Annotated in this window: 9 protein-coding genes; 1 reads left to right on the plus strand and 8 read right to left on the minus strand. The window is 38.0% G+C overall.

Annotation, left to right across the window (positions count from 1 at the left end; genetic code table 11):
- Window positions 1-73: 73 nt before the first annotated feature.
- On the minus strand, window positions 74-1,486 hold the full coding sequence (locus ACULEU_RS04225) for an MBL fold metallo-hydrolase (RefSeq protein WP_445454209.1): 1,413 nt from the start codon (window positions 1,484-1,486) through the stop codon (window positions 74-76).
- Between the two features lie 63 nt (window positions 1,487-1,549).
- Window positions 1,550-2,341: a sulfite exporter TauE/SafE family protein gene (locus ACULEU_RS04230; protein ID WP_445454210.1), complete on the minus strand. Its 792-nt coding sequence runs from the start codon at window positions 2,339-2,341 to the stop codon at window positions 1,550-1,552.
- Window positions 2,342-2,534: 193 nt separating this feature from the next.
- On the opposite strand from ACULEU_RS04230, the gene ACULEU_RS04235 reads away from it, so the two are divergent.
- On the plus strand, window positions 2,535-4,487 hold the full coding sequence (locus ACULEU_RS04235) for an endonuclease (protein ID WP_445454211.1): 1,953 nt from the start codon (window positions 2,535-2,537) through the stop codon (window positions 4,485-4,487).
- Window positions 4,488-4,513: 26 nt separating this feature from the next.
- Here the strand turns inward: ACULEU_RS04235 and ACULEU_RS04240 are convergent, their stop codons facing one another.
- The 6 genes from ACULEU_RS04240 to ACULEU_RS04265 all read right to left on the minus strand — a co-directional run bounded on the left by ACULEU_RS04240 (window position 4,514) and on the right by ACULEU_RS04265 (window position 12,840).
- Window positions 4,514-6,481 carry a sensor histidine kinase gene (locus ACULEU_RS04240; protein WP_445454212.1) on the minus strand — a complete coding sequence of 656 codons (1,968 nt, stop codon included), beginning with the start codon at window positions 6,479-6,481 and terminating at the stop codon, window positions 4,514-4,516.
- Between the two features lie 170 nt (window positions 6,482-6,651).
- The gene (locus tag ACULEU_RS04245) at window positions 6,652-7,782 is read right to left on the minus strand and encodes a M50 family metallopeptidase (RefSeq protein ID WP_445454213.1); all 1,131 of its coding nucleotides are present in this window, start codon (window positions 7,780-7,782) and stop codon (window positions 6,652-6,654) included.
- A 122-nt stretch (window positions 7,783-7,904) separates the two neighbouring features.
- The gene (locus ACULEU_RS04250; RefSeq protein ID WP_445454214.1) at window positions 7,905-8,969 is read right to left on the minus strand and encodes a WD40/YVTN/BNR-like repeat-containing protein; all 1,065 of its coding nucleotides are present in this window, start codon (window positions 8,967-8,969) and stop codon (window positions 7,905-7,907) included.
- A gap of 68 nt (window positions 8,970-9,037) precedes the next feature.
- Window positions 9,038-9,892, minus strand: a complete 855-nt coding sequence (locus ACULEU_RS04255) for a helix-turn-helix transcriptional regulator (protein ID WP_445454215.1) — start codon at window positions 9,890-9,892, stop codon at window positions 9,038-9,040.
- A gap of 233 nt (window positions 9,893-10,125) precedes the next feature.
- Complete coding sequence (locus ACULEU_RS04260; protein WP_445454216.1) at window positions 10,126-10,848, minus strand: hypothetical protein; 723 nt, start codon at window positions 10,846-10,848, stop codon at window positions 10,126-10,128.
- 153 nt (window positions 10,849-11,001) lie between these two features.
- Entirely contained in the window at window positions 11,002-12,840 is a 1,839-nt protein-coding gene (locus tag ACULEU_RS04265; RefSeq protein WP_445454217.1) for an ATP-dependent nuclease, read from the minus strand.
- Window positions 12,841-12,986 lie beyond the last annotated feature (146 nt).

The following is a 12,986-nucleotide window of genomic DNA, read 5'->3' on the forward strand; positions in this document are numbered from 1 at the left end:
TTTTAATTTTTAACGACTGCAAATGTATTTAATTTGCTTATTGCTTGGGTGCTAATTTTGTTTTTTTTACAATTTATTTTTTGCTCGAAGGACATACAAACTGAGTACAGTTGACACTGGTTTGTTTAATCCCATTAAACCCTTTTTCTACATTGATGATATTGTGTATACCTCTCGATTTCAATATCGAAGCCATAATAACCGAACGATAACCTCCGGCACAATGTAAAAAGAAATCGTTGCCTTTAGGTACGCTTTGAAAATTTTCATTGATGGTATCTAGTGGAATATTTACAGCATCGGTAACATGTTCCGCTTCAAATTCTCCAGGTTTTCGGGCATCAATCACAATACTGTCAGCAGTAAGCTGCTTGGCAAACATTTCCGGAGTTATGGATGCAATAGTATCCGTTTCAAATCCCTCACTTTTCCATGCTTCTATTCCACCATTCAAATAACCCAAAACATGGTCAAAGCCAACGCGGGACAATCTTGTGATGGTTTCTTCTTCTCTTCCTTCTGGAATAACCAAAAGTAATTTTTGTTTTACATCTCTTAATAAAGAGCCAACCCAAGGAGCAAAACCTCCTTGAATGCCAATAAAAATAGAATTTGGGATGTGCGATTTTACAAAATCATTTTCATGACGGACATCCAAGACTATCACATCTCCTTGATTGGCAATGGCTTCAAACTCTCTTGCTGAAAGTCCAACCTTACTTTTTTCAATAATGTTGTCCAGACTATCATAACCTTGTATATTCATCATGACGTTTTGCGGAAAATAGGCGGGAGGAGCTCCCAAACCGTCTAGTAATTCTTTGGTGAATTCTTCCTTTGTCATATCGGGTCTTAAAGCATAATTGGTTCGTTTTTGATTCCCCAAAGTATCCGTCGTTTCCTTGCTCATGTTTTTTCCACACGCGCTTCCCGCACCATGACTTGGATATACTATTAAATCATCGGCAAGTGGCATAATTTTATTGCGCAACGAGTCAAAAAGGTACGAGGCCAGTTTTTCCTGAGTCAAATCGTCTACCAAGGCCTGAGCCAAATCGGGACGACCGACATCGCCAATGAATAGCGTGTCTCCTGTTATGATGCCGTGCTGTTTTCCGTTTTCATCCATAAGAAGATAACAAGTACTTTCCAAAGTATGACCTGGAGTGTGCAATGCTTTTATAGTATAGTTTCCAACGGTAAACTCCTGATTGTCTTCTGCAATAATAGCCTCAAATTCAGGTTTGGCTGTTGGACCGTACACAATTTTGCCACCGCTTTTTTGTGCTAAATCTAAATGTCCGGAAACAAAATCAGCATGGAAATGCGTCTCGAAAATATATTTTATTTGTGCGCCGTCTTTTTGCGCTTTGTCTAAATAAGGTTGTACTTCTCGTAAGGGATCAAAAATGGCAGCTTCACCATTACTTTCAAGATAATAAGCAGCTTGAGCGATGCATCCGGTATATAGTTGTTCGATTTTCATTCTAATAGATTTTACGCAAAATTAAAGAATAGAGATAACAATTAACGGGGAATTTAGAATACTTTATGAAAATAGCTCTCGGTACAAAATTACACAAGACATGATTAAAACAAAAACACCAAAGACTTGCTTTAAATACTTTTCATTGATAAACTTCTGAATATAAAGACCAATAAAAATTCCGACTACCGAAACAGCTGTAAAGCTCAGCAGAAAAGGCCAATCAATTACCATATTCTGTAAATCACCGGTAAACCCAATAAGCGAATTGATGGTGATAATTAACAGTGAAGTTCCAATGGCTTTCTTCATCGGCAATTGCGCCAGTTTTAGTAAGGCTGGAATGATTAAAAAACCACCACCGGCACCAATCAGTCCAATTAAAATCCCAACAAAAAACAATTGAACCATAACCAAGAACTGCGATTTCTTTTTGACATCAACTACCACAATTTCTTTTTGTTTTTTCAGCATAGAGAAAGCCGCCATAAACATCACTACGGCAAAAAGCAGCATCAGAAACGTTTCTTTGGATAATTGCAAGGAACCAAAATAAAAAACGGTATCCGGAATTCGAGGCACTATGAATTTTCGGGTGATATATACACCAATCACAGACGGAATAGCAAACAATAAGGCGGTTTTGGGAACGACCAGCTTGTTTTTAAAATTTTGAATTGTTCCAAATCCCGAAGTGGTACCCACTATAAAAAGGGAATAGGCAGTAGCTGTTATCGGATTGTAATGAAGCACATAAACCAATACGGGTACGGTAAGTATCGAACCGCCACCACCTGTGATTCCTAAGATTATTCCAATAAACAAGGCTCCAATGTATCCTAAAAACTCTGTCATCTTTAAAAGATTTGCTGCTGTAAAAATAGTTTAAATGCTTGAAAAATGAGCATATTAATTGGAGAGTAATCTACAGATTTTAAGTTTTTTCCGTAGTAAACCTTAGCAGATATGATATTATAGTTAATTCCGAGTGCGAATTGTCGATTTACAAGTACTTATAAATATCTTTGTAGTCCACAATTTTATGAAAATGCTAAAAAAAATACTATTCCTGATAGGACTGATTTCGTTTTCAGTCAATGCCCAAGTTGTTATTAATGAATTAGATTCGGATACGCCAAGCACCGATGATAGAGAGTTTATCGAATTAAAGTCGACGGCTCCTAATTTTGCACTTGATGGTTATGTTCTAGTATTTTTTAACGGTACAGGAAGTCAGGCTAATTTGAGCTATTACACTATCGATTTAGATGGATTAACTACTGATGTTAACGGAATTGTGCTTATCGGAGATTTATTGGTTTCTCCGGTTCCGACAAAAATATTACCAGATAATATCTTTCAAAACGGCCCTGACGGTGTGGGCTTGTATTTGGGTAGCGCTTCTGATTTTCCAAATGCTACTTTGGCAACAACGACCAATTTAATTGATGCTTTAGTCTATGACACTGGTGATGCTGATGCCACCTCTTTAATGGCTACTTTAGGCGTTACGACTCAAATTGATGAAAACGCTAATAGTGCGCAAGCGACGCAATCTATTCAGAGAAAGAATGATGGTACCTACGAAACCAAGACACCTACTCCAGGCGCGAATAACGATGGAAGTGGTATTGTTTTCAACGGCATAACGATTTCTGTTCCCGTCAATGAGGTTACGGAAGGAAGTGTAGTTACCATCACGTTTACTACACAAACTCCAGTGACTTCCAATTTGAATTTTACGTTTACACTCAATAGCGGTTCGATAAATAATCCTGATTTTACCGGAACTACTACTGCTTTTATTCCGACTGGTGGTACCACTTTTTCTACTAATATTACGTTTGTTGATGATACCTTAGATGAAGGCGATGAAGTAGCTATCGTAAAATTTGGTACGCTTCCGGCTACGTACAATCGACTTAACGACCAGCTTCAGTTTCGGGTAATTGACAATGATTTTACCGTGGCAGGATGGGGAACACCTTTAAATCCTACTTATGGAATAGTTGCTCCAACAACTCCAGCGGGATACTATGATTCTTTGGAAGGAAAATCAGGTGCTGTGCTAAAACAAGCCATTCAAGATATTATTGCGAATCCCAGCGTAGTTCGTGCTCACAATTATGGCGATATCGAAACCATTTTAAAAACGTGCGATCAAAATCCGCTAAACAGCAATCAGGTTTGGCTTATGTATGTCGAGCAGCCTCGTTCTAAATTGGATTTGCAAGAAACCGGAGTAAACACCGGAAAATGGAATAGAGAGCACATCTATCCTCAATCCAGAGGTGGTTTTACCGATGGGACATCGTCACAGGCAGACGGAATCAATACTTGGTTGCCCACAAATGCCGATGATTTAATGACCGGTCACGGTGATGCGCATCATATCAGAGCAGAGGACGGACCCGAAAACAGTATCCGAAATAACAGAGATTACGGTGAATATATGGGACCAACAGGTACTCAAGGCAGTTGGCGTGGTGATGTAGCTCGAGCTTTATTTTATATGGCTTGCCGTTACAACGGATTAAGTGTTGTTAATGGAAATCCGGCCAATTCTACCCTGGGCCAACTAGGGGATTTAGCCTTGTTGTTGCAATGGAATCAAACCGACCCAAGAGATGATTTTGAAATGAATCGCAACAATTATATTTATACTTGGCAAGTCAACCGAAATCCATTTATTGACTATCCGCTTTTGGCGGAATATGTATTTGGAGCAAATGTGGGTCAGACTTGGTTTGCGTCATTATCTACTACTGATTTTGATACTACAAAAGTGGTGCTTTATCCAAACCCTGCAAAAAACTATTTTACCGTTGCGGGCATAACAAATGAAGGTAAAATCGAAATTTTTTCGGCACTCGGACAAAAAGTATACGAACAAACTTTTAACGGAGAAGCAACGATAAGTACTGGTTTAGCTACCGGAATTTACTTGGCTAAAATAACTTCGGAGACTAAAGTGATTACTAAGAAATTGGTGATTGAATAAGTAGTTTTGTTATCTGATTTCAGGATTTATTTAAAAGTAATCGCAAAGGTAGTTCCAACACCTAGCGTACTTTCAACCTGGATGTTTCCTCCCATAGCGTCTACCTGATTCTTCACCAGAAACAGTCCAATACCTTTTGAATCGGGGTTGTTGTTGAACGTCTTATACATACCAAATAGCTTCTCTCCATTTTTATGTAAGTCAATGCCAATACCGTTATCCTTTACTTTTAGGGTTTTGGTTTCCTCATCAAACGATAGGGTGATTTCGGGTCTACGATCTTTATGACGGTATCGAATTGCATTGGATATAAGATTGAACAGAATACTTTCAAGATAAGCAGCATTGTACTGCACAGCGATTGTCGGGCCAACCAAGTTGGTAATGACCGAATTGCTATCAGTAATTTGTTGGTTTAAAATAACGGTGGCTTTTCCAATAAACTCGCTAAGGTTAAGGGATTCGGTGTTTAGATTGATGTTGGTTCGGATGCTGACTACCTCGTTAAGATTGGCCATCGTTTCATTGAGCGAATTCGACACTTTTTGTAATAAATCAATCATCTCATCGCGCTCTTCATCGGTCGTGGCACTCGATAAAAAATCGGTAATCGTTGCTATGTTACTCGTATGTGACCTTAGGTTGTGCGACACGATATATGAAAAATTCAACAATCGCTTATTTTGATCGGAAACTAATTCAAAGGATTGCTGCAACTCTTCTTCCGCTCTTTTTTTATCGGTAATGTCGACTACAATAGCAATGTGATTTAGCGGAAATTCATCGGTTTTTCCGATGCCGGCTACAGTAAGGTTTACCCATACGGTTTTGCCCGACTTATGAAGGTATCTTTTCTCTAATTCAAACGAACTGATGAGACCTTTGTTAAGAAGCTCCATATTACTGATGTCTTCTCCCAAATCGTCAGGATGCGTTATTTCCTGAAAGCTGAGCTGGGTCATCTCACTTTCGGTATACCCTACAATCTGACAATATTCGGAATTAACCGAGATGAAAATTCCTGTAGCCGAATCAATTCGGGCAATGCCTATAGGTGCTTGGTCAAATATGGCTTTAAATTCTTTTTCGTTATCTTCTATTTTTTGTGCCTGGTCGTGAACAACTAACTGCAATTGTGCCGGTTTTTTCATCATAGAGGCTACCCAAAGTCCACAAAATAAGGCAAATAAAAAGCCCAAACTGCTCGAAGTGAACATCTGATAGAGTATGGCGTTTTTCTCTTGAGTAATCAGATAAAGCTTCCAATCGCCATCCGGTATCGTTGCGGTTTCATAATATTTTTTGGAAAAATCCTCTTTGTTGGCCAAAAAGAACTCCTCTTTTTGGGAAACGGGATGCGCTTTCGAAAACTGAAAATAGTATTTAGAATCATCAATCGACTCCATTCCTGAAATTCTAATTAAGGTTTCCAAACGGATGATTACGGCAGAAAATCCCCAAAACTTTCCTTGTTTAAAGATGGGCAGTCGACCAACAACACCCACGCCACCTTGTTTTAACTTCATGGGTCCGGCAAAATAGATGAGCTTGGTCTGAATGGATTTGAGCGCTTCTTGTCGAACATCAGGACTATTTAAGATGTCATAATTAAGCACTACTTCATTGCCATCAATGGGATACACGTATTTGATAATGCCATTCGGAACCAATTGTACCGCGTCTATGTCTGGATTAGAATCTACTAGTTTTTTCGATACTTTTTCAAAATTCTCAGGAACGCCATCGTCATTAACAGTCATCGCGAGCGTTAGCGTTGTCGTGTAGCTGTTTTTAAGGATTTGGTCAAAATTTTGTCGTACCACATTGATAATATTCGACATTTCTCGGCGTTGACTTTCCTGCAGTGCATTATACCGAAGTTTTACTAAAAAGCTCACTATAACCAAGAAAAACAAAAACACCAACAACCCAGAAGTATTGGGACGGGTTAAAAACCATTTTGATAGCGGACTCCAATATCGTTTTAAACTCATGGAAACGGATTTTAGAGGTGGGGTAGTAGCGCAAAGATAAGCAAAGTACTTACATTATAGCCTAGAAATGCCTGACAAAAGTGAAAAACATTTTTGGAGTGAAAACGGAGCGTTTCTGGAGTAGGCGTATACTTTTACTATAGTATCTCCACTATTCGCAAGTATTCAAATTAATTCTCAAACGCCTCTTTTTTCATCAGCGTTAATTTGTCCTTCAAAGCTACTCCCAAACCTTGATCGAGCATGTTACCTATTTCTTTTTCAGAAGCTTCTATTTTTTGTTGTGCCGCTTCTTGGTCATTTTTCAACAGTTGGATAGCGGCTTCGGTGGCAAAAATTTGGGCTTTCGGAATCAAAGCTGCGGGTTCAAATTGGTTCCAATAATACTCCGATTGTTCCAAGTCTTTTTTAGCATAAGCATAAAAGTAAGCCGCGTCCAGCCAAACGATGTTCCGAATGCCTTTCGGAATGGCTTCTATTTCTTGAATATAATCTAGTAGATGTTGTTCTGCTTTTTCTACATTCCCTTTATCCCATTCGGCCTGATGTGAAAAGCCATGCAGATAAACGCCAAACGGAGCCTTTAATTGTGATGCTAAAACTCTGGCTTCGGTAAGTTCATCGCTGTCAATGTCTCTCGGTCGAATGCCAGCAGAAGCGCCGGTAATTAATTTTAAAAGCAGTAATTCAAATCGAGAGGTAGCACCGCCTTGCAGTAATCGAAGCACTCGGCCACCATCCGAAGAAAATCCATTAGCTCGCAAAGGCAAAGCCGTAACAATAAAAATGATTAGCGAAAGAAAGGCTGTGATATACAAAGCATTTCGAAAGATTTCTAAAGCTGTAGATGAAGGTTCAATAAAACTATACCCTCCAAACGCAAGCAGTGTCAGTAGTAGACTCGCAATCGGACCACCAGCGGCGTAGACCGAAAAACGTTTGCCGAGATTATCGGTTCCTTGGGGCATACAAATAACCATGCCGCCAGCCGTATTGATATTTTTATTCCATTTAAATCGCCATTGGTTTTGTTCTTTTTGCCAAAGGAAAGGCCCTATGACATAGGTCTTGAAATCAAAATTCATCCGTACTCCAGCCCAAGCATGTCCCGCTTCATGAATGGCGATGACTATAAAAAAGAGGGGAATAAAAAGCGAAACCAACACCAACAAAGACAACTTAGACATCCCTGAGGAAGCTCCAACGCCCATTTTACCGGCATAAAATCCGATAAGACCACAGACCAAAAATAAGGCTGCTGAACGAATGACTTTTACTACTCCTGTCTTTTTAATTTTCATACTATTATAAAAATATAATTATTGATCTCCAATGCCAACTCCTAATCCAAATAACAAGCCGACTAGTGTCAAATGTACAAAAAGCCATATTTTTTGCCAAAGCGGTCGTTCTTCCCAGGTATTTAGAATTTAAAAACGTTCACTCCAATAGCATAGCCGTATTGTTTTCCAGCTTCATCTTTATAGATTCGGATTTTATTGCAGGCTTTGCCTAAATCTATTTTCTGCCAGGTTTGTCCGCCGTCTTTGGTTTCAAAACCGCTGCTCATCGTGCCTACAAAGCCATGATTTTCATCGATAAATCCGATTCCGAATTCTCTTGCCGTGGCGTCTTCGGTTAGGTTGATTTCGGTCCATGTCGTTCCGCCATCCGTAGTTTTGGCTACGCGTTGTTGTTTCACATTGTGATCCGGATTGTACGATTGGATAGTGACATAACCGACTTTGGGTGATGGAAAGGAAACTTTCCAGGTGGTTTCATAAGGACGTGCCGATTGGTACACTTTCTGCCAAGTGGTGCCGCCGTCCTTCGTTTTTAAAATAAGCGCGTTGGATTGGGTGATGTCTTCGCTGGTTGCCGCACAGGCAATGCCTTCGTTCTTGTTGAACATTTTGATATCAAACAACATTTTACAGTCGTTGTTCATGCTTTTGGAGGTCCAGGTTGCACCGCCATCATGGGATGTCATCATATTGGCCGGACTACCGACGCGTCCTACGGCAAATAAATGGACTTTATAATCTATCTTACCATGATTGATAAACTGTTCTTTGACGATATCTATGGCGCAAAGCCCTTTTACATAAGGCCCTTTATAGGTGACAGGTTTCCAGGTTTTGCCTGCGTCTTTAGTGCCGTAGAGCGGAATCGTATCAGTAACATTCGGGAAATAATCGGTGCCGACGGTACCTGCAAATCCAATATTTTTATCTACAAAGGCAAGGGTTCTGAAGAAGCTTCCTTTTTGCTCCAACTGTTTTTCCCAAGTAGTGCCTCCATCATTGGTGCGGAATATTTTTCCATAACCATTGACATACCAGCCCGTATTTTCGTCTACAAAGGTGATGTCGTCCTGCTTGCCGGGATAGGCTTCGGTAGTCAGTTTTTTCCAAGTCACTTCCTGACCAAAGGCAGCATGGATGGTTGCGAGTACTAAAATGGCGGTTTTAAGGATGATTTTTACCATGATCTATTGTTTTACGTTTTGCTACTCAAAAATACAACCTACTGCCGTTTTAAAATTGTCAAAAATTGCTAATTTATAGCGGCGAATTGTTTCGGAGTCAAACCATAAGCCGATTTGAACGCTTTGCAAAACGAGGCACTGTCCGCAAACGAAGTCAGAAAAGCGGTATCTTGAATCGAGGTTTTTTCCAATAACAAAACTTTAGCATAGGCCAATCTTTTTTGAATAAGATATTGATAAGGCGTCGTGTTAAAAAGGGTTTTGAAGAGTCGGATAAAATGGTATTCTGATAGTTTGGCTTCACTAGCTATTTGGTCGAGGCTGATTTTGGACAGAAAATGACTATCCATATAATTTTTCGCATCGCAGCCGTAGTTAAATAAGCGTCCTGTGGTTTCTTGCTTGACGGTTTTCAATCGATTGTATTGCGTAAAGACATCGCTTTGATCTTTTACGATACATTCCGCTACGGCATAAAATAATTCGGAATGGATGGTGGAGCAACCACTATTTAAATTTTCAAATTCGGCTGCCAATTGCTGTAACGCATAGCCCAACGAGGTGTTTTCAACATTATATTTCTGACTAACCCATTCCTGTTCGAACAAAAAGGCCGAAAACGCAGTCGTATCCTTAAAATGGTACGCGATAATTTCGGTAAGGTATTCTTGAGCAATATCGATACATATTCCTTTTGCTGGGGACAACGAATCAATGAAGACATTGGAAATCGTGTTCTTATTGCCAATAATATATTCGCCTTGTTGCACCGCAATTTTGCGTTGGTTTACCGTATAATTTTCGTTTCCGAAGGCCACATATTTCGCTGAGAAGTTTTGGAATGAAACTTCCTGATCCGCTTGAAATACGCTGGAGAGTCGCAATTCATTTCCTTTAGGGTCTTTGAAAATCGTTTTATTCATAGCTCTAGGAATTAAGGAGTTCCGATAAGTAGGCTGGTAGATAAATTTGTTACAGGGCTATTGGCATTATTTTTTCAAATGCTGTGGCCAAACTACCTGTGGCCAATTTTTTTGGCCACACTATACTTGGCCACAAAAAATTTGGTGTGAAAGTTTTTACACGGTGCTATCGGGTACTTTCCGGCTAAGAAAAACAAAACCATCTATTGCGTGAAACGGCTGTTATAGGCAGTTTATGATGAAATAAATTGAATAAACTCCACACCAAAATCCAGAATTTTTACTTGTGGCGCACCAGTGTCTGTTGCGTAACCTCCACCACTTATAAAATCTCTAAAATCTTTATTAACTCTCAACAAAGAATAGCTTTCTAAATCCACAACACACTTTCTGAAATGGTATTTGTCTATACCAATGTTTTCATTCTGAAATAATTGGTAAAGATCTTCATAACAATTTATCTTAATTTCTTCATCTTGTTCACCAGATTTGTCTCTTTCTTTTCCCAATAAATCATCATTCTTTGCAATGAACAGCAAAATCTTTAAATGTGTTGGAGTTATTTGTTCAACAACTTTTAGAAATGAAAACTTTTTATCAAAATCAAGAGAGTTTTTCGTGAAATAATTTCCAATACTATTACGCAACGCCTCTAACTTTTCTAATTGATGGGATTTTATTGCAATGTCGGAAGCTTCCATAAGAAAAGAAATAAATTCTTCGTTTTCTGCCAATTCATCTATATTCAAAATTGCTTTGGTTTCTTCTAGCTCTTTGAGTTTGCTTACAACTAATTCCGACCATTTTTGTCTTCTTTTTACAATTGGTGAAGTTACAATCATACCAAAAACTTCTGATGCAATACTTCCAGCATATGGAATCATTCCAATTGTTCCTTTCAAAAGGTTATATAATTTGTCTGTCGGTGTTTCTTCGGGTAGCTGTAGTTCTTCCATAAATTGCCTATAACTTTCCGCCGCTTCTAGTCAGTTGCGAACTTCGGAACTTTTTATTTTCTTTTAAAGATAAAAATTCTTGCGGAATGTAAACTTGAACTTATCACAAAATTCGGAATTGCTAGAAACGGCTTTTATGCACTTGCCATTGTACTAATTTAATTTTGCCGCAATTATATTATATAGATCTAAAAATTCATCTGTATTTCCATCAAACCAAGTTAATTTTAATTCAGCAAATGTTAGATTACCATAATGCTTTTCTGCAACCTTACCGCCACCGAGATGAGCTCGAATAACACTATCAGGAAAATCTTTGCAAAGATTTTTTGCGTGGTCAAAATCTGTATATGTAATGGTTGAGCCGGGAACTAATCTGTGCAATGCAGAAGGATGAATATAATTTTCTAAAAGCCTCTTTTTTGTAATCAAAAAATCAGTTCCTAAAGTAAGCCCATAGTTAACCAAACTGGTTTCGTTTGGAGATACCTGAGCTGCGTTGTCTTTGTCACTATCAAGAAAAATAAAGAAAGGCTTTTCTAGTTTTGTAAAGAGGTCAAGATTTACCCAGTGTTTTACGCCTCCGCACCCACCAATAGGAATAATGTTTACACTTAATTCTTCGAAGGTCTGATTAATTTCGCCTGCTTGCTTATATAATTTTGCCTTATGATGCATAGCATTAACATCATCAATTCCTTCAACTAGAAATAGAAGCCTTGAAGTTGAAAACAAAGGCGTAAATGTATTGTCAGGTTTTATTCCTAAATCAATCGCTAATTGTTTGTAATCAAGTCCAGCCTGATTTACCGTGTAAACGTTATTTGGTTTAGATATATGGACAATATTTTGAATATTTGTTTTGCCTACAATTGTAGGTGAATGAGTTGATGTTATAACTTGATAGCCATTCTGTGTTAACATATTTAGTTTGTCGTACAAATTGTCTTGAGCCGAAGGATGTAAAAAAGTTTCGGGTTCTTCAAAGCCAAAGATTATCTGTTGTTCAGAATTTGCTCTATTAGTTTCGGCTAGATATTCAAAATATGACATCATTGTAATTCTCCGAAAACCATCACCTCTTGAACTTAAAGGAATATTGTTACCAGAGGAAGTACTAACAAATGAAGTGGAAATTAATTTACTCCAATCAAACTCTATTCTTGGTTCCACTTTCTCTGAGGACTTTACTACATCATTTATTTTGTCAGTAACCTTTTGTAAAACTGTTCCGAGTTGATTTCTAATTTGAGTTTCTAAATCGTCAGTGTTGATTCCAGCTTGGATGAGATTAAAAGCCATATCCTTAAAGTACTTTTGTATAGTAGTATCAGTATCAGAAAGAGAGGAATCGGCTTTGAAATATTGAAATGATGGTAGTAATTTTTTGATGGAATCGGCTATAGATTTTAGTTTTGTTGTTCCTGATGAAGGTACATCTTCAAATTCATAAGTAAAGGCTATGTTGTTTTGTTGATTGTATTCTCTTAATTTTTCTCTTTTTTCAACATTGTTGAAATTATCACCATTGCCTTTTGCCGTTACAATTCCGTTTGCTCCACATAATGCCATAAGTTGAGCTTCTGTTTTTAAAATAAAATCATTGTTCCCAGCATAAACTTTTCTAATAAACGAAGTTTTTGCGGTTGAAATAGATGTATCGGTAACTGTCCAAGTTTTCTTCCATACTAAGAGATTTTGATCGTTAACCAATTCTTCAGCTTCAATCGAAGTTTCAATTTCTTCTCCCAAAGTGTATTGAGAATTTAGACAGTCAAAATGCATTTCAACAGAAATTACATTATCCTGCGCTTCAACATTATAATCTGTCCTTGATAAAGCTGTACCATTTAAACCAGCATCCAACGCTTTTAATATTGTTGATTTTCCTGCATCATTTTGTCCTACAATGCAACTAAATAAATCAAAGTCTACTGTAATTGTTCCGTTTATTCCTCGAAAGTTCTTAATAATGGTTTTTTTCAATATCATAGTAGTCGTTTTTAGTTCGAGTCTTCAATATGGTGATACATAACTCATAAACACGCCCACTTACAAGCATATTTATTTATCCAATAAAATTTTGTGGTATTTGATATCAGTAAAACGAATGTAAGAATAAATTTAACATCTGTTCC

This window comes from Flavobacterium sp. 25HG05S-40, from assembly GCF_052654735.1.